Raw genomic sequence first — 17,062 nt, 5'->3', positions numbered from 1 at the left:
GTCATCCTTCGCCGTGAGAGGTGGTCGCCCGCTGCAGGGCCCGACGCAGGCTCAGCGGGCGCATGTCCGTCCACACCTCGCCGATGTGGGCCAGGCATTCCGCTTCGGAACCGCTGACGCCGTCGCCGCGCCAGCCGGGGGGCAGGTCGCGGTCGGCGGGCCAGATCGAGTACTGCTCCTCGTCGTTGAGCACGACCACATAGGACTGGGTGTCGCCGTCCATGGGTTCCTCCGGTTCGGCGGGATACGGGTTTCAACCTGCTGCTGGTCGTGCCCCTGCGGCCTGCGCGTCGGGCGGTGCGGCCGTGGGCACGGGGATGACGGGTGCGGCGGGTGCCACGGGAGGGTCGTGGGGGCGAAGTGCGTCGGGAGCCCCACCGAGCCTTTTCGAGTGCGGCTCAGAAATGGCGGGCCACCTCGGCGCCGTCAGGGAAACCGACCGACCCGCACCCCCGGGACCGTGGCTGTCGGAGAACTGCCATCCCCCTTGATTTCCACTCCACCAGCATGGGCCGCATCGGTTCCCAGCAGTAGAGTACGGCAATTACTCTAGCGCTCCAGGGCATTTCACAATCCGACGTCGGCCTCGAGTTCCCAGACGGCGTTTCCGCCGCGCGGCGCACCCGCAGACATGGGATTGTTGGTCCATTGGCGAGAGCCGAGAGCTGACGGTATTCCTTTTGACCGAATTGCACGGTTCCGGTCGCCGCCGGTCAAGCCGATGCACGTGAAGGGCATGATGGGATCACCCCGCGCTGTCCGCCGCCAGGGGTGGAGAAGGCCTGCTTCCTGATCACCGCTTGACGCGGCACCCACCTCGCGACGCCCAGGACGGGAATAATCGAATTCCAACAAGCGTGTCCCGCGGCTCGTCAAAAGCCGACAGAAACCTCCGGGTGGCCAGCGGCCAAGACACCGTTCGAAACCAGCTCGCACCGGAATCCGGCGATTGCGGGTTCGCCAGATTTTCACCGAACCCGCACCGGAAGAAAAAATTCGACACGAACAAGGGGTGATTCCACCCATGTGACATGGACTGAAGTGGAATCACCCCTTGTTCGTGCCAGGAGGTCAGACGGTCGGCGTCACCTCGGCCAACTTCTCCGGCTCGGCGACCGGGGCCGCCACACTGCGCCTGAAGTTCGTCGTGACCAGCACGAGCAGGATGATGCCCGCCACCGTGGCCCACATGGCCGAGCGCAGGCCGTCGGCGGTGGCGACGCGCAGCGCCTCACCGGTCAGCCCCGCGTTGCCCGCGTTGGCGACCGCCACCAGGACGGCGAGGCCGACCGCGGCACCGACCTGCTGACCGGTCGAGGCGATGCCCGAGGCGATGCCCTGGTTCTGCTCGTCGACACCGGTGGTCACCGCCGCGTACATCGCGGTGAACACGGCGCCCTGACCGAGGCTGAGGATGAGCACACCCGGCACCAGCGTCAGGTACGAGGCGTCCGGCGAGATGGACAGCGCGAAGGCCACGGTACCGACGGCCCCCATGAGGAGCGCGACGATCAGCGTGGTGCGCACCCCGAAGCGGGTGGCCAACCGCCCGCCGGACAGGTTGCCGATGAGCACCCCCACGCACGGCAGGAGGAAGGCGATGCCGCTCTGCATCGCGGAGTAGCCGTGCACGGTCTGGAAGTAGACGGTGAAGAAGTAGGGCAGCGCACCGAACGTCGCCATGAACACCAGGGTGACGACGGTGCCGGTGCTCAGGTTGCGGTTGCGGAACAGGCGCAGCGGCATCAGCGGGTCGCGGCCACGGGCCTCGATGGTGAGGAACACGGCCAGCACGGCCACCGCGATGGCCGCGGTGATCAGGATCGTCGGCGACGTCCAGCCCGACACCGGGCCCTGGACGAGGGTGAACACCAGCAGCGTCAGGCCGATGGTCGCGGTCAGCGCACCGGGCAGGTCGAACCTGCGCCCGGAGGCGTCCCGCTCGGTGTCCTTCGGGATGATGGCGAAGGTGAGCAGCATGGCGCCACCGGCGAGCGGGACGTTGGCGAAGAAGATCGACGCCCAGCCGAACGCGCCCGTCAGCACGCCACCGAGCAGCGAACCGAGGACCATGCCGCTGCCACCGGCACCGCCCCAGATCGCCAGTGCGCGGTTGCGCTCGGGACCCTCGGCGAAGGTCGTGGTGACCAGTGAAAGCGTTGCCGGAGCGAGGAAGGCGCCACCGATCCCCTGCACCGCGCGGGCGACGATCAGCGTGACCGGTTCGGTCGCGAGCGCCCCGGCGAGCGAGGAGACCGCGTACAGGAACAGGCCGAAGGCGAACATCCGGCGGCGTCCGAACAGGTCCGCCGCACGGCCGCCGAGCAGCAGGAAGCCGCCGAAGGCGACGGCGTAGGCGCTGACGACCCACTGAAGGGTCTGCGCGGAGAAGCCGACCCCGGCACCGATCTCGGGCAGTGCCACGAAGACGATGCTGTAGTCGATGGCGTAGATGCACTGGGCGAAGGCCAGCAGTGCCAGGATCAAGCCTAGGCGTCGGCGGGATGGCGTCTCGGCGCCGGCGACTGCAGGAGGCATTTTCTGTGCCTGCCCTTTCTGGAGTGGGGTTTGTCGGGTGCCGATCGGCAACGCAGGGCGTGGGACAGCGGCGCGGCGTCGACTCTGGCGCTGCGCCTCGGGAAACACGTGCGGCAGCTCGTCCGGGATCACCCGGAACTGCTCGCTGGTGGGGAGTTCGGCTTCGGTCAGGGGAATTCGGCGGGCAGGTGCACCAACTCGTCGTGCGTCTTCTTCGCGGCGCGTGCCCCGCGGTGGTCACCGCTGGACGCCGGGGAACCGCCCGGGGCGGGCTTGAGGTGGTCGCGGAACCACTCCACGACAGCGGCGTCGAGCCCGTCCCACTCGTCCCGGTCGTCGGGGAGGTGGCCTCGGGAGAGGCGGATGAACCGCACGGTCTTGCCCAACCCGGTCAGCGTGTCGTGCAGTTGCTCGGTTCCGCTGATGACGACCGTGGTGTCGTTCTCCGCGTGCGCCAGCAGCAGCGGCGCCCGGATGTCCGCCGCGTGGGTCAGCGGGCTCACCGCCTTCAGCTCCGCCAGGTCCTCGGGGTCGTCGACGTCCCCGATCCACTCCACGACCCGCCTGCTCCACGTCGGCGGCAGGGCCCGGACGTCCATTTCGAGGTCGGCGGGCCCGCAGATCGCGACACCGGCCCGCCAGAGGTCCGGCAACCTGCTCAGGCAACTGAGCGCCGCGAACCCGCCGTAGGACACCCCGTGGACACCGAGCCGGTCGCCGTCCACCCAGTCCAGGCCCCGCAGGAACCCGGCGGCGGCGGCGAAGTCGGCCAGGTCACCGCGTCCCCAGTCGCGGTAGATCAGCCGCTGGTAGGCCAGCCCCCGTCCGGTCGACCCGCGCACGTTCGGCGCCAGCACGGCGATCCCGGCGCGCACCAGCCGCTGGATCAGCGGGTCGTGGACCGGCAGCGCGGCCCACTCGGGACCACCGTGGATCTGCAACACCGCGGGAACGGGGCCCGCCGCCGAACGCGGGCGGTACAGCAGCCCGGATATCTCCAGCCCGTCGGCTCCGGTGAACCAGACCGTCTCCGGAACGACCAGGTCGTCCGGCAGCCCGGCGCTGAAGTCGGTGAGCTGGCGCGACTCGCCGGATTCCAGGTCCACCAGGGAGAACTCGGTCGCCCGGTCACTGGCACCCACCTGCACGAGCAGGCGGTCCCCGGCGAAGCGCGGCACGTAGCCGTCGTAGCCGAACGGCTGGGAGGCGAACCCGGGCAGTTCGACCGAGGTCTCCGGCGTGCACAGGACCGTGCGCTGGTCCCGCGGCAGGGCCCAGACGACCCGCGGACCCACGACCACGTTCTCCACGTCGGCGTCCGGCGTGGCGATCCACCGCAACGGCTCACCGGGAACGAGCAGGGCGACACCGAGGAAGTCCCGGCCCTCGGTGGTGCACAGGTAGATCCCGTCCTCGGTCCACCCGCCCGGCTGGTACTTCGCCAGGCCCTCGTGCGGGGTGAGGTGCCGGGTCCGACCGGTCTCTAGGTCGCAGGCGAACAGGTCGTGGTCGGTGTTCTGGTGGAACTTCAGGACGAGCAGGTGCCTGGAGTCCGGCGAGAAGCACATGGGCACGTACCGGTCGTCGCCCTCCAGGACCGTCCTGGACGCGCCGGTCGCCAGGTCCCGCACGTGGACGTCGAGGCAGGTGGCGTCCCGCGCACTGGTCGCGTAGGCGAGCAGCTTGCCGTCCGGGCTGTACGGCTGGCTCGCGCTGGAGTACGGCACGCCGACCTCGCGCCTGATGCCGGGTTCCACCGCGATCCACTCCACCTCGCCGGTGACCGGGTCGAGTTCGGCCAGCCGGTAGTCCTGGCCTCCGGTCACGTCCGCCACGACGAGCAGGCGCGTCTCGTCGGGCCGCCACGCCAGCCGGGTGACCGCGCCGTCGATCGGGAACATCCGCCGCTCCCCCGCCCAGGTCTGGAACCACGGCTGCGGTCGGCCGGACTCGTCGCCGACGTACGCGAAGCCCTCCTTCGCGGGCCAAGCCCCCCAGACGGTCATGAGTGCACCGCCAGCGCGAGCTGGATCGCCGCCGCGGCGACGATCCCGCGGTGGAACCAGTCGAGGTCGAGGTTCTCGTCGGGTGCGTGGTTGGCCTCGTCCACGTTGGCCAGCGGCACGCCGTAGCAGGGGCAGGAGAGCCCGTCGCTGAGCACGGCGATCGGCAGGCTCCCGCCGAGCGAGGGAACCAGCAGCGGCCGTTGCCCGAACGCGTCCTCGACCGCCCGCAGGATCGTTGCCGTGTACCGGGTTTCAGGTAGTGTGGTGGCCGGTGTCATCGCCGCGTCGGGCACGAACTCGATGTCGGGGGCGTGCTTCGCGACGTGCCGCCGGATGGCGTCGGCGACCTGGTCCGGTGTCTGGCCGCCGACCAACCGGGCCTCGCACCGGGCGATGGCGACGTCCGGGATCACCGCCCGGTGGTCACCGGAATCCGCGCAGCTCAACGAGTTCACGGTCAGCGTGGGCGTGGCAAGGCGTTCGTGGAACCCCAACCCGGCCGGTGGTTCCATGCCCACCGCCCCGATCGCCTCGAGCGTCCCGGCCACGTCCACCGGCAGGTCCGCCAGCGCGGCGCGCTGGCCACCGGTCAACGGCGCGACGTCGTCGGCGAACCCGAGCACGGTCACGGCCCCGTCCGCCGACCGCATGGTGGCCAGCAACTGCACCAGCGCCCACGCCGGGTTCGGCGCGACCCCGCCCCAGTTCCCCGAGTGCAGCGGCCGGTTCGAGCCGCGCGCGCGGAGTTCGAACATCAGGATTCCCCGCACGCCGAGCACCACGCACGCCCGGCCCGAGTCGTGCACCGGTCCGTCGCTCCAGATCACCAGGTCGGGCTGACCGACCTGGCTCACGGCCGCGGCCAGGTTGGGGCTGCCGATCTCCTCCTCGCCGTCGAGCAGCACCGTGACGCGGCAGGGGAACCCGCCGGTCAGGTCCCGCAGGGCACGCAGCCCCAGCAGTTGCGCGAGGTGCTGGCCCTTGTTGTCGCCCGTGCCGCGCCCGTACATCCGGCCGTTGCGGATCGACGGCACGAACGGCGGCGTCGTCCACAGTTCGAGCGGCCCGGCGGGCTGCACGTCGTAGTGGCCGTAGATCAGCACGTGCGGCCCCGGCCCGTCCGCGGTCCCCACCAGCGCGGGCCAGCCACCGGTCTCCACCTCGCGCGCCCGCAACCCCGACGCGCGCAGCAGCCGGAGACCGTGGGCCGCGGCCTCGGCCATGCCCTCACCGGTCCGGCTCACGCTCGGCCGGGAGATCCAGTCCGCCAGCTCACCGACCAGGTCCCGCCCACCCACCCAGTCCCGGAGCTGCTCGATCACAGGTCCCCCCCTCCGAGTGATTGCAAAAAATGACACCGATAGCAGTGAACCAAACCGGCGTCGGCTTGGCAAGGTAGAGTGCTGCCCGTGGAAGCGACGGTCGAAGAACTCAAAGCGCTCGGACACCCGGTCCGCTGGCGCATCCTGCGGCTCTGCCTGGACCGGGCGATGACCAACAAGGAGTTGTCGGTCGAACTCGACCTCGCCCCCGCGACCACCCTGCGGCACGTCCGCGCGCTGGTGAAGGCGAACTTCCTGGTGGCAGAACCGGTTTCCACCGGTGAGCACGGCGCGCTGCAACGGCCCTACCGCGGGACCGCGCGCACCTGGGGCATGACGATCCTGCCCGACGACACCGGCCTGGCCCAGCAGGTCGACCTGGCCGTGCTCGGCGCCCACCGCGCCGAGTTGATCGCCGCGGGCAAGGACTCCGGTCGCGGCGCCAAGCGGGGCACGCTGCGGTTGCGGCCCGAATCCGCGGAGTCGCTGCACCGCCGCATCCGGGAACTGATCGCCGAGTACACCGACGAACCCGACGGCGAGCCGCTGAGCTACCTGTGGTCACTCGCCGCCCGCCCCCAACCCGACCCCACCCCCCGGGAGAACGGCACCGCCCCCGATTGACCGATGGGTTCGCCCACTGGTTGACTTGCCGCACCCCCACCGAACGAAGGCCGATGCCGGTCGTACCGGCATCACACGTCCGCGCGCTCGACGCGTTCGAGGACGGCGTGGTGAACGGGTTCGGGTGTCCCCGCGAACATCGGATCTCGCCGGAGAGCCGTGGCACCGGCCGCTCGTCAGAAGTTGTCCGACCGATCACCCGCAGGGAAAGGGAACGGAATGAAGATCGTCATCGCAGGCGGCCACGGCAAGATCGCCCTCAGGTTGACCCGCCGCCTCGCCGCACGCGGCGACACCGTCGTCGGCATCGTGCGCAACCCGCGCCACGTCGACGACATCAGACGGGCGGGCGGCGACGCCGTCGTGCTCGACCTCGAGCACGCCACCGTCGAGGAGGTGGCCGCCACCCTCGCGGGCGCCGACGCCGCCGTGTTCTCGGCGGGCTCCGGCAACAGCGCCACCGCCGAACGCCGGGACAGGATGGATCGGGCCGCCGTCGTCCTGGTGATGGACGCGGCCGAAAAGGCCGGTGTGCGGCGCTTCCTGCACGTCAGCTCGATCAACGTGGGCTGCGCCGACGACCGGGGAATCGGCGAGGGGTACTCCGTCTACTTGCGAGCCAAGCGCGCCGCCGAACAGCACATCTTCACCCGCGACACCCTCGACTGGACGGTCCTGCGCCCCGGCGTGCTCACCGACGGCCGAGGCGACGGGACCGTCGAACTCACCCCCGGGAAGGAGGTCGGTCCCAAGACCGCCAGGTTCGACCAGGTCGCCAGGGAGGACGTCGCCGCCGTGCTCGTGGCACTCCTCGACCGCCCCGACACCGCGCGCCGCATCTACGTGGTGGTCGGCGGCAAGACGCCGATCGAGCAGGCTGTGGACGCCTGACGACCACCTCGCGGCGCAGGCCGTCGTCGTGACGGGTCACGTCGGACTGCCCGGCTGTTGTCGGTTCCTCGGCGTGGTGCCTGGGCCCGGGAACACCGGCCCCGTCATGTCCCCGGCGAGCGGTCGCTTTGATCCGTGCGGTCAGCGGCATGAGCGGCTGTTCCGCTCATGCGCCGGTTCTACGGGCCACGTGGACGGGTGGGCTCACCTCTCCGCGGGCCCGATGGCGAGATCGGACAGCAGCAGAGCAAGCACGCGCTCCTCGTGCACCGGAGAACGTGACCGGTCGTAGGCGACCCGCAGTCCGGCAACGGCGGTCACGAGATCGTGCGGAGCTGCGTGCCGGCCGCTCATGCCGCACTCGGTCGCGCAGGTCCTCTGGTCGAAGCGCCACGACAACGCGCCTGGGGCGACGGAGAGCACTTGGTCGGCGATGGTGAAACCGGCCGGGTCGAAGTCCGCCCGCGCGTGGATCGCGCAGCCCGCGGCGGCGAGTCCGGAGAGGAGGTCGAGGGCCGCGCCGGAGGCGGTCCCGTCGGTGCACACCAGCGGCGGGCAGGTCGGGCCGAGCGCGTCGGCGGCGGCTTCGGTGACGGTGGGGTTCTCGCACACGAAGACGTCGGCCCGGGAAGCAGTCCAGGCGCCCACCAGCGAACGCAGAGTCAACCAGACGGGCTCGCCCGGGGCGGCGGCGCACAGCTTGACGGCCGGGGCCTCGCCGGTCAGGGGGAGGTTCAGGGCCAGCACGCGGGAGGACACGCCATCGCACACCACCCCGGCACCCGCCCACGCCACGCGCCAGGCCGCCCGGCTCGATGTGGCCGGGGGAGGTCGTGGACGACCGCCAGCAGCCGGGCCACACCGCGCCCCAGCGGCTTGTCCGGGTCGAGAGCATGGGCGTCGTGCAGGGTGTCCGCGGCGAGTTGGGCGAGTCTTGTCCCGCTGCCAGTGGCCTGCAGCCGGGTCACGACGGCTGCCACCTGTTCGACCAGGATCGTGAGCTCACCCGACCCCGCCCGGGGCAGGGCGGGGTCGGCGAGCCAGTGCTCCGCCTTCGGCGCTGCCACACCTGCTTCGACCAGGAGTGCGGCTGCGCGCTCCCGTTCCGCCGCCGCCCGGGCCTGTGCGCGATCGTGGTGGGCCCTGTCCGGTTCGATGTGTTCGCCGCGCAGCGCCTCGACGAGCCCGAGCACGGTCAGGTGGTGTTCGGACAGCCGCACCGCGAGGTCTTGGAGCCGGACGGGCTTGCCGGACAGCTCTCACCGGGTGCCGAGCAGCAACGCGACCTCCCGGCGCTGCGGCGCGGTCAGCACGACGTTTGTGAGCGTTCCCGCCTCGGTGCGGTGAGCGCGCCTGGCCCGGGTGCGGACGGCATCGAGCACCACCGCGGGCCCCGGCAGAAGAGCCCAATCCCGGATGCCCGGTGGGATGGCGGTCGTCACTCGGAGTCCACCTCGGCGAACAGGCCGTCGGCCGCCGGCAGCGTCTCGTCCGCGTGCGCGTTCGAGATCGGCAGCGCGACCGCGGTCCACTCGCCGCCGCACCACAGGTACGGGACGGCGTTGACCCCGGGAAGTCCTCTGTGCCGGGCCAGGTCGTACACGGCCACCGCCGGGACGGTCGGGTACTTGCACCACTCGTCGTGGGCGGTCAGCATCACGTCGAGGTCGAAGGCGACCGTCAGTCCCATGAACGACGCCTTGATCTCCTCATCCACGCCGGTCATCGCCTCGTCCAACCAGACGCACCGCGGGGCCCGCCCACCGGCGGCGTTGTAGGCGACGACCGCGGCGGCGAACAGCGGCTGGGACAGCAGCACGACCTTCTCGCCCCCGGACTTGGCACCGTGCTTGGCGGCGTCGAACGACACCCAGCGGCTGGTCGAGCCCGGCCGGTACCGCAGGGAGAACTTGAGCCAGCCGCGGTAGTCGAGGGCGGTGGTCAGGTGCTCCCGCCAGTCGGCGGAGCCGCCCATCGCCGCGTCCGCCCTGGCCGCATCGATCTTGCGGGCCAGGAAGGAGCGCACCGTCTCCTGGCGTGCGGGTGAGAGCAACCGGTAGCCCTGGGTCAGCGCGTCGACCACGGCACCCGCGTCGGGGTCGGTGGGATCGGGCTCCCACGTCAGCCGCACGGCGTTGCCGTGCCGGGTCGGGTGGGAGGCTAGCTGGTCGTTGATGTCGGTGAAGGTCCGGGCGGTGTAGTCCAACCGGTCTTTGAGGTGCTCGATGAACGCCGAGCCGAGCAGGGTGGTCAACACCCGTTGCTGCTCGGAATCGAACGCGTTCTCCTGCGCACGGACTTGGTCGGCGAGCAGGTCCGCGGCGGCCGGGGGCGCCTGCCAGCCTGCGGTGTTGTCGGCGAGGACGACCACGCGCTGGATCGCGCCGTCGTGTTCCGGCTCCTGCACGCCTGCGTCGCGGTCGGGCAACAGCCCTTGCCACAGCGCTTCGAGCTTGCGGTAGCAGCTCCGCCAAGCCCGGTCCTCGTCGCCGGGGTCGGGCAGTTCCCGACGCGCGGCCCGGGTCGACCCGCGCGCGGACTCCACGTTGCGGCGCCCCGGCTCCCGCAGCCCGAGGGGCTGGGCGAGTCCCGCGTCGTACACCTCCCACCACACCTCGAGCGCGGCGTCCCGCTTGCCTTCCGCACTCCGGCGGCGGTCCTCGTGCCGCATGAGGGTTTCCTCGGCGCGGCTGACCGCGACCTGCGCGTCGGTGACCCCCTCCGTCAGGCGTTCGATCTCGTTGTCCACGTGCTCCACCAGAAGGTCGAGTTCGGCGCGACGGTCCAACTGCGCGCGGACATCGGTGGTGAGTGCCTCTTCTGCGGTGCGCAGCCTGATCCGCGCCTGCCGTTCACTCCCGCGAAGTCCGTTCAGCTCGCCTTCGATGCCCGCGAGCCTGCCTCGGGCGGACACGAGGTCGGCACGCGCCCGTGTCAGAGCCGCGGCGTGCAGGCTGAGCACTTCCGCGCACCGTGCCAGGTCGTCAACGGCCTCGCGGTAGTTCCGCAGAGCCGTGTCGTGGGCAGCCAGGCCCGCAGCCGAACGATCTCCCGCTGCCTGGCGGCCTCGCGAGCTGTGGCGCCGAGGAAGGACGCCGGTCGGGCGACCTCGGCACGACCCGACAGGGCAGCGCACTGCCAGGTGCCATCCGCTGCCAGCCAGGTTCCGCCCGAGGCAGCGCCGGGGCGGGCGTCGTGCCACCCGATCGAGGTGATCACCGCGTGGATGGCGGTCTCGGTGACCCCACCCGCAGCGGTGGGTTCCAGCACCGCGGTCAGGTTCGCGTCGACGCGGGCTCCTCCGGTGCGCACGACTGTGTCCGCTTGCTCGCCACCCGAGGCGGTGGTCAACTCGCCGTCGATGCTGAGCCAGGCGTCGAGCACACCAGCGGCGGCCAGCGTCGCCTCCAGCAGGTCCACCTCATCGGCGGACAACCCGTCGACGGGCCGCACGCAGCGCCAGAACGGCGCACCTCGCGTACTTTCCGGCTCCGGCCGGTCGCGGCGGCGCCACGACTCAGGTGGGTCCGGTGGGCGCTCCGCGTGGTCGAGCACGCCCGCCAGCTCGACCGTCGCCCGCTCGTGCCGGGTCACCAGCGTGGCGCGCCTCTGGACCAGGCCGGCACGCCGGGTCCCCAGCACGTCGCGGACTCCCTGGACGTGCCTGGCGACCGCCGCGGCGGGCGAGGTGCCGCGCTGTCCCGCCGGGGAACCCGATGGGTCCGCCGCGGTCAGCTCCGCTCCCGCCGGACCGAGAGGTCGGCGCGCAGCGCGGGTACGCCACGAGCGGGCAGGTGCCGATCAGCCGACCGGTGCAGTCCGGCGGGGCGCCCGGCTGATCGGACGCGCTCGACTGCCCGGACCGCCGCTGATTCGGCTTCGTCAGTGGCGGTGGCGGCCCCATCTTCGGCCTCGGCGGCAGCGGCCACCTCCGTGACCGACCCCTCGCGGCGTTCTTCGACCCGCCGGAGTTGCCCGGCCAGCGCCTGCAGTTGCTCACGCAGCCCCTCGACGCGGCTGGTCGCGCTCACAGCGTCCTGGAAAGCCCGGCTGTCCAGCAGCTCGCGCAGTTCCGTACCGAGATCACCGCGCCGCGTTCGCGCCAGGCCGACGCGGTCGCCCAGTTCCTCGGCTTCGCCGCGGGCGGTGGTCAATGCGGTCTCCGCGGCCCTGCGGTCCTTGGTGGTGCGATCCAGCTCGGTGGTGGCCGCTGCCAGCGCGTCGGCGCGGTGGCGCACGACGGTGCGCGCCCAAGGGGTCCACCCGGTGCGGACGAACTCCGCCAGCAGCACGGCCGCGCCGCGCGTCTGCTCCACGGCGGTGCGCAGCTTCTCCAGGTTGTCCCACCCTTCGGCGAGCTGGGTGATCTCCGCGCTCGCGAGCGGCGGCAGGGCCGCGCGCAGGGTCTCGGCCAGGCTGGCGGGGTTGAGCCGCTCCCCCAGCTTGGGCTTGCGTAGCTGCTTGAGCAGCTCGGTGAGGTTGTCGTAGGCGTCGGAGCCCAGCCCGAACAGCTCGGCGGCCACCCTGGAGCGGTAGCGCGCGGCGCCGTCGGGCACCGTGACACCGGGGACCTTCTTGAGCTCTTTCTGCTCCAGCGGCCGGTCCGCAATGGACAGGGTGAAATCGCGCCCCGGTCGTAGGTGGGTGATCAGGTGCCAGGTGGTCACCGCGGACGTGCCGCTGCCGCGACGGGCGCTGACGCCGAGACCGCAGACGAAGAACCGGGCCGTGCCGTCGTCGTCGAGCCTGCCGAACTCGGCCCAGGCGTAGCCCAGACCCGTGTCCGATGGCGGGCGCGGGTCGTCGTCCTCGCCCGTGGGCAGCAGGTTGAAGCGCATCGTGCGGTGCTGGGAGCCGAACGGGTCGAGCACGGACGCGCCGATCTCCCCGCGCAGCAGCACCAGGGTCGTCAGCTCGAGCACCTTGGTCTTGCCCGCCCCGTTGCCGCCGCGCAGCACCAGGCGGCCGCCCGCGAACCAGAACTCCGCCCGGTCGTACTCCCACAGGTTGGTGATGCCGACGCGCATCGGCTGCCAGCGGCGCAGACTCGGCTCCGGGAGGCCACCGGTCATCGCCGCCGCCAGCCAGCGCTCGCGGTCAGGTTCCGATCGGGTCACCCTTCTCCCCCTCGTCCAGCCTCGCGTTGACAGCCACCACCCGCGGGTCGCGGTAGCGCGCCGCCGCGGCGGTCAACCGCCATTCGCCCGGTTTCCCGTTCGGGCGCAACAGGTCCAGCGCGCCCAGCAGATCGCGCGCCTCGGACTCCACGGCGTCGCCCACCCGCAGGTCATTGGTCATGGCCCTGGTGTGCCGCTCTCGAACCTCGTCCGCCGCCGAACCGAGGTCGTCGGCGGTGACGACCGCACCAGCGCCGTGCGTGCGCACCAGGTGGTCGAGCACCATCAACGCCGCGAAGTCGGCAGCGCGCAGCCTCGGGAACGGCAGGTCCGTGTCCGCCTCGTCGGCGGCGATGAGTGCCATTCCCTCCAGGCGTTGCTCGACCTGCCACCCGGTCATCTCCACGCACCAGGTGAGCACGCGGTGGCGCCGGCCGGTCAGGTACAGCCGCTCGGCGGCGGTGAGGTCCTCGGACAGGACCACGGGCAGCTCGAACAGCTTGCGCATCAGGCCGATCCGCGCCGCCGCCTCGTGCGGCGATCCGGCATCGTGCCCCCCGGCGAGGGCAGCGCGCAACGAGGCGGGGTCCACCAGGCGCAGCAGCAGTTCGCGGCGCACCTCGTAGGCACCGCCGACGGCATCGCGGCGGCTCACCCATCCCTCCCGCTGTTCCTCGTCGTCACGGCCGGTCGGCCGCAGCGCCCCGATGGACACGAGCAGGTGCACGGCCTTGACGAACAGCCTGCGCTGTGGCAGTCGATCGGGATCGTAGGGGCGCGAGCTCCACGTCTTCGCGCGTGGAGAGCACCCGCACCCGGTCGGAGAGGTCCTGGGTGGTGGTGATGTCCTCGGCGTCCTCGGCCACCGCCGCGGCGATGAGGGCCAGCACGAGCACCCGGCGCGTCGGCGGTCGGAACCGCCGCGGCGCGACAACGGCGCCGTCGACGGGCAACCGGAACAACCGGGCCGCGGCGTCGGTCACCACCAGCCGGTAGCCGAGCCGCTGGTCGAACCACTCGCCCAGCCGCGCCCGGTGGGTCCGCACCAGCGGCCACACGTCGGGATGGGTGTGGCGGTCCAGCACCGGGGAGCGGAGCAGGGCGGTGAACGCCCGTTGCCGCTCAGCGGCCTCGCGGTTCACGCGGGGTCCATGCTGAAGTGCCAGTTCACGGTCGCCATGCTGCCGCTGCCCGCGCGCAGGCTGGTGGTGTCGTCGGCCCGCGGTGGCCGACGCAACGTGATGCGCCACCGACCGTCCCCGGTCACCGCGCTCTCCGACCGCGTTCGGCGCACCACACCGACGAACTCCAGCAGCAGGTCGAGTTCCGCGTCGGTGATCTCACCCCAGTCGGCCAGGTGCGTTCCGGAGCGCAGGCGCAACGCCGCCTCGGCCCCGCCGCGAGCGGCTTGGGCGGTGAGCCTGGCCCGTCGGGCGGCGTCCTTGCCCGTCGAGTAGTCCGGGATCTTGGTCCGCCTGCCGACCGCGGCGCGCGCGCCCTGTTCGCGGAAACGGGCGGTCACCGGCGCGGGCGGCGCGCTGGTCCAGCTCAGGTCGCCGTCGTCGGCGGAGTCCGAGGCCAGCAGCAGGTGGCGAGCGGAAAACGCGCCGACCGCGGTGTCCCAGATCCGCCACGCGGCCTCGTCATCGGGAGCGCGCTCGACCGCGACGGCCAAGGCCAGGAGCTCCGCGCGGCGGGTGACCGCGCCACCGGTGTCGATCAACAGGTTCATGTTGCGCGCCCACGGGGCGACCAGGTCGCGCAACTGCCGCCGCAGCTTGCGCGCCTGGCAGTCGGGGCCGACGAACCAGAACGCGAGGGCCTGCCAGGTGTGCTCCCATCGACGCGCCTGCGCGGCCACGACCTCGTCGTCGGTGTCGGTGTCCACCGCGGCGCGGACGCAGGCCCGCCACACGTCCGGGGTCAGCAGCGGGTCGAGCTCGAGCACCAGCTCCGCGATCCGCGGTGTGTGGACGTCGACCTGCTCACCCCACATGCCGGTGTAGGAGCGCAGCGTCTGCCACAGCAGGTCCTGCTTGGCCGGGTCCGGCCCGCCCGACAGGGCGTGCGCCAGGGTGCGCTGCCACCCCCGAACCGCCGTGGCCATTGCCTGGTGCATGGCTCCGACCTGCTGGAACTCCGTCGCGGCGGTGGTGTGGACGGCTTGGCGGAGCGACTCGGCGAACGCGACCAGCCGTTCGTGGATGGCCCGCGGGGCCAAGGTCAGGTCGCCCGCGGCATCTTCGGCGTCGTCCACCAACGCCCAGAAGACGTGCAGACCGGCGGCTCTCGGGGTGAGCTGGTACCTGTCGCGTCGGCGCAGGACAGCCCGGTCAGGCTCGTGTCCTGTTCGGCCAGCAGGACGTCGACGATCACCCGGTACTGGGCCGCGAATCGTGAGGTCAGGTAGGCCGGGACGAGCTCCTGACCGGCTGCAGGGCGGACCACGGGTCAGCGGGTGCCTCCGCCTCCGGCATCTCGTCGTGATCGGTCACTGACTCAGGGTACGAAGGTACGGGCACGAGCCTGTGCCATCGCCTTCATTGATCTGCCTGTTGACACAAAACCCGATGTCCTCAACGATGTACACAGTCAACACTAATTGTTGACCGGGTTGTAACCGCTGCCTTGGAGGTGTCATGTCCGCAGGTGCTCTGGTGACGGCGGCGGAGATCGCGCGCCTGGCGAACGTGGGCCGGGCGGCTGTCGGCAATTGGCGCAAGCGGCACCCGGATTTCCCGGAGCCCGTGCTCAACGCGGGCGGCTCCCCCGTGTTCCCCCTGACCGAGGTGCGGCGGTGGCTGCGCGAACAGGGGAAGCTGACCGACGACACGACCACGGATGCCCTGTGGGTCGCGCTGGACGCGGGCCACGGCAGACCTGACACGCTGGAACTGGTCGCCGACGTGGCGACCCACCTGCGCGTCCCTGGCTCGGTCGACCTGCCCGCCGATGTCCGAGCCCTGCTCGGCGAGGACGCCGGGCAGCGGGCGGACGAGGTCATCGAGTCCCTCGTCGAACGGGCCTTCCAGCGCCAACAGCGCCAGCACCTGGCCACCCCGGCCGGTCTGGCCCGACTGATGGTGCGGCTCGCCGCCCCGGTCGCGGGCACGGTACTCGACCCGGCGTGCGGACCGGGGAACATCCTGCGGGCGGCGGGGCACGCCGGTGCCGAGCACCTGGCCGGGCAGGAGATCGACCCCGTGATGGCACGGCTGGCACGGGCCCGACTGGCACCCCACGGCACCCCGGACATCGCGGTGGGCGACGCCCTGCGCGCTGACGCCTTCACGGGTCCACCCGCCGACGCCGTCGTCTGCGACCCGCCCTTCGGCTACCGGGACTGGGGGCAGGACGAGCTGAGGACGGACCCCCGGTGGGAGTACGGCTCCCCGGCGAAGGGCGAACCCGAGCTGGCATGGGTGCAGCACTGCCTCGCCCACGCCAAGCCGGGGGGCGCCGTGGTGCTGGCACTGCCCGCCGGAGTCGCTTCCCGCCGATCGGGCCGGGCGATCCGGCAGGCCCTGCTGCGCCGGGGCGCGGTGCGCGCGGTGATCGCGCTGCCCGCCGGGGTGCTGATGTCCACCGGCGTCCCGATCCACCTGTGGGTGCTGCGCAAACCGGGTGCCGGTGGCGCCGGGCCGGTGCTCCTGGTGAACACGGGGCACCACCAGCCCGCGCGACGTGGCCAGGTGGACTGGACCGCACTGGACGAGGAGGTGCTCGGCGCCTGGCACGAGTTCGGGGCGACCGGGGCGGTCGACACCGTCGCGGGCAGGCGGCGGACCCTCGAACCGATCGACCTGCTCGACGAGGATGTCGACCTCACCCCCGCCCGGCACCTGCCGCCGCCGCGACCCGCTCTCGACCCGGAGGCGCTCGAACGCACCAGGCTCCACCTGTCGCGCCTGCTCGGCGAGCTGGACGGCCTCCTGCCGGAGTTCACCACCCCCCCTCCCGGTGCGCGGGCGACCACGACGATCGACGACCTCGCGCGCGCAGGCGCGCTCACGCTGCGCAGACAGGTCGGGCCGTTGCCCACCAGCGAGGCGGGCCCGGGCCCGCTGGTGTTGACAGGGCGTGACGTGTCGACCGGGAGTGTCCCCGACACGCACTTCGTCGGCACCGAGGACGACGACCCGATCCACCTGCGGCCCGGCGACCTGGTGGTGCCGCTGCTGGCCGCAGGCGACGGGCGCCCGGTGACCAAGGTGATGGACGGTGACGATGTGGTCCTCGGCCCCAACCTGCAACTCATCCGGGTGAACCCGGACCAGGTGGACGTCCACTTCCTGGCAGGTCAGATCCGCGCGAGCAGCGGTCAAGCAGCGAGCAGCACGACCGCGTCGGGCGTGCACCGGGTCGACGTGCGCCGCGTCGAGGTCCCGGTGCTGGACCTGGGCCGTCAACGGCGCCTGGGGGTCGCGTTCGAGCGGCTCGAAGCGCTGGATTCGACGCTGGGCCGCGCCGCAGCACTGGGGGTGGACCTGGTGTCCCAACTGACCGAGGGACTCGCCTGCGGGACCGTGGCCCCACCCGAGTAGAAACGTCTTTTGCTACCCCC

Annotated in this window: 17 protein-coding genes; 3 read left to right on the top strand and 14 right to left on the bottom strand. The window is 72.0% G+C overall.

Annotated elements, in window-relative coordinates; translation table 11 throughout:
* Position 1 precedes the first annotated feature (1 nt).
* From UO65_RS02590 to UO65_RS02575, 4 genes are all read right to left on the bottom strand, one after another.
* Entirely contained in the window at positions 2 to 223 is a 222-nt protein-coding gene (locus UO65_RS02590; protein ID WP_035278326.1) for an MbtH family protein, read from the bottom strand.
* 848 nt (positions 224 to 1,071) lie between these two features.
* Complete coding sequence (locus UO65_RS02585) at positions 1,072 to 2,487, bottom strand: MFS transporter (RefSeq protein ID WP_233427411.1); 1,416 nt, start codon at positions 2,485 to 2,487, stop codon at positions 1,072 to 1,074.
* Between the two features lie 218 nt (positions 2,488 to 2,705).
* Entirely contained in the window at positions 2,706 to 4,544 is a 1,839-nt protein-coding gene (locus UO65_RS02580) for a S9 family peptidase (protein WP_035278323.1), read from the bottom strand.
* Entirely contained in the window at positions 4,541 to 5,866 is a 1,326-nt protein-coding gene (locus UO65_RS02575; RefSeq protein WP_110080500.1) for a M20/M25/M40 family metallo-hydrolase, read from the bottom strand. The genes UO65_RS02580 and UO65_RS02575 overlap by 4 nt, the downstream gene beginning before the upstream one ends.
* Positions 5,867 to 5,953: 87 nt before the next feature.
* Here UO65_RS02575 and UO65_RS02570 point away from each other — a divergent pair, with 87 nt between their 5' ends.
* A complete protein-coding gene (locus UO65_RS02570; RefSeq protein WP_233427410.1) occupies positions 5,954 to 6,490 on the top strand; it encodes an ArsR/SmtB family transcription factor in 537 nt (178 codons plus the stop codon).
* A gap of 219 nt (positions 6,491 to 6,709) precedes the next feature.
* Complete coding sequence (locus UO65_RS02565; RefSeq protein ID WP_035278322.1) at positions 6,710 to 7,381, top strand: NAD(P)H-binding protein; 672 nt, start codon at positions 6,710 to 6,712, stop codon at positions 7,379 to 7,381.
* A gap of 204 nt (positions 7,382 to 7,585) precedes the next feature.
* Here the strand turns inward: UO65_RS02565 and UO65_RS35400 are convergent, their stop codons facing one another.
* From UO65_RS35400 to UO65_RS37820, 10 genes are all read right to left on the bottom strand, one after another.
* Positions 7,586 to 8,140 (bottom strand): DUF2399 domain-containing protein, encoded by a 555-nt coding sequence (locus tag UO65_RS35400; RefSeq protein ID WP_161784411.1) that lies wholly within the window; start codon positions 8,138 to 8,140, stop codon positions 7,586 to 7,588.
* Positions 8,116 to 8,637, bottom strand: a complete 522-nt coding sequence (locus UO65_RS35395) for a TIGR02679 domain-containing protein (RefSeq protein WP_152551940.1) — start codon at positions 8,635 to 8,637, stop codon at positions 8,116 to 8,118. Before UO65_RS35395 ends, UO65_RS35400 begins: the two co-directional genes overlap by 25 nt.
* A 3-nt stretch (positions 8,638 to 8,640) precedes the next feature.
* Positions 8,641 to 8,823: a hypothetical protein gene (locus UO65_RS32940; RefSeq protein WP_052020535.1), complete on the bottom strand. Its 183-nt coding sequence runs from the start codon at positions 8,821 to 8,823 to the stop codon at positions 8,641 to 8,643.
* Positions 8,820 to 10,343: an SbcC/MukB-like Walker B domain-containing protein gene (locus UO65_RS35390; protein ID WP_035278320.1), complete on the bottom strand. Its 1,524-nt coding sequence runs from the start codon at positions 10,341 to 10,343 to the stop codon at positions 8,820 to 8,822. Before UO65_RS35390 ends, UO65_RS32940 begins: the two co-directional genes overlap by 4 nt.
* The gene (locus UO65_RS35385) at positions 10,316 to 10,975 is read right to left on the bottom strand and encodes a hypothetical protein (protein WP_152551939.1); all 660 of its coding nucleotides are present in this window, start codon (positions 10,973 to 10,975) and stop codon (positions 10,316 to 10,318) included. Before UO65_RS35385 ends, UO65_RS35390 begins: the two co-directional genes overlap by 28 nt.
* Before the next feature lie 137 nt (positions 10,976 to 11,112).
* Positions 11,113 to 12,498 carry a hypothetical protein gene (locus tag UO65_RS35380; protein ID WP_035278318.1) on the bottom strand — a complete coding sequence of 462 codons (1,386 nt, stop codon included), beginning with the start codon at positions 12,496 to 12,498 and terminating at the stop codon, positions 11,113 to 11,115.
* A complete protein-coding gene (locus UO65_RS37825; protein WP_324608950.1) occupies positions 12,479 to 13,213 on the bottom strand; it encodes a DUF2398 family protein in 735 nt (244 codons plus the stop codon). The genes UO65_RS35380 and UO65_RS37825 overlap by 20 nt, the downstream gene beginning before the upstream one ends.
* Positions 13,179 to 13,640 carry a DUF2398 family protein gene (locus UO65_RS38515; protein WP_200873285.1) on the bottom strand — a complete coding sequence of 154 codons (462 nt, stop codon included), beginning with the start codon at positions 13,638 to 13,640 and terminating at the stop codon, positions 13,179 to 13,181. The genes UO65_RS37825 and UO65_RS38515 overlap by 35 nt, the downstream gene beginning before the upstream one ends.
* Positions 13,637 to 14,758, bottom strand: a complete 1,122-nt coding sequence (locus UO65_RS02535; protein ID WP_233427409.1) for a DUF2397 domain-containing protein — start codon at positions 14,756 to 14,758, stop codon at positions 13,637 to 13,639. The genes UO65_RS38515 and UO65_RS02535 overlap by 4 nt, the downstream gene beginning before the upstream one ends.
* Positions 14,722 to 14,946 (bottom strand): DUF2397 domain-containing protein, encoded by a 225-nt coding sequence (locus UO65_RS37820; protein ID WP_233427408.1) that lies wholly within the window; start codon positions 14,944 to 14,946, stop codon positions 14,722 to 14,724. Before UO65_RS37820 ends, UO65_RS02535 begins: the two co-directional genes overlap by 37 nt.
* 191 nt (positions 14,947 to 15,137) lie before the next feature.
* On the opposite strand from UO65_RS37820, the gene UO65_RS02530 reads away from it, so the two are divergent.
* Positions 15,138 to 17,042 (top strand): N-6 DNA methylase, encoded by a 1,905-nt coding sequence (locus UO65_RS02530; RefSeq protein WP_052020533.1) that lies wholly within the window; start codon positions 15,138 to 15,140, stop codon positions 17,040 to 17,042.
* The last annotated feature ends 20 nt before the right edge of the window (positions 17,043 to 17,062 follow it).

Origin of the sequence: Actinokineospora spheciospongiae, from assembly GCF_000564855.1 — a bacterium.
Taxonomy (GTDB): Bacteria; Actinomycetota; Actinomycetes; order Mycobacteriales; family Pseudonocardiaceae; genus Actinokineospora; species Actinokineospora spheciospongiae.
This window is presented reverse-complemented; position numbering and strand designations above follow the sequence as displayed.

What these genes read in the sequence shown, in the direction of transcription:
- UO65_RS02590 (WP_035278326.1), bottom strand. Translation starts at nt 223, where the DNA reads ATGGACGGCGACACCCAGTCCTATGTGGTCGTGCTCAACGACGAGGAG.
- UO65_RS02530 (WP_052020533.1), top strand. Translation starts at nt 15,138, where the DNA reads ATGTCCGCAGGTGCTCTGGTGACGGCGGCGGAGATCGCGCGCCTGGCG.
- UO65_RS02565 (WP_035278322.1), top strand. Translation starts at nt 6,710, where the DNA reads ATGAAGATCGTCATCGCAGGCGGCCACGGCAAGATCGCCCTCAGGTTG.
- UO65_RS02580 (WP_035278323.1), bottom strand. Translation starts at nt 4,544, where the DNA reads ATGACCGTCTGGGGGGCTTGGCCCGCGAAGGAGGGCTTCGCGTACGTC.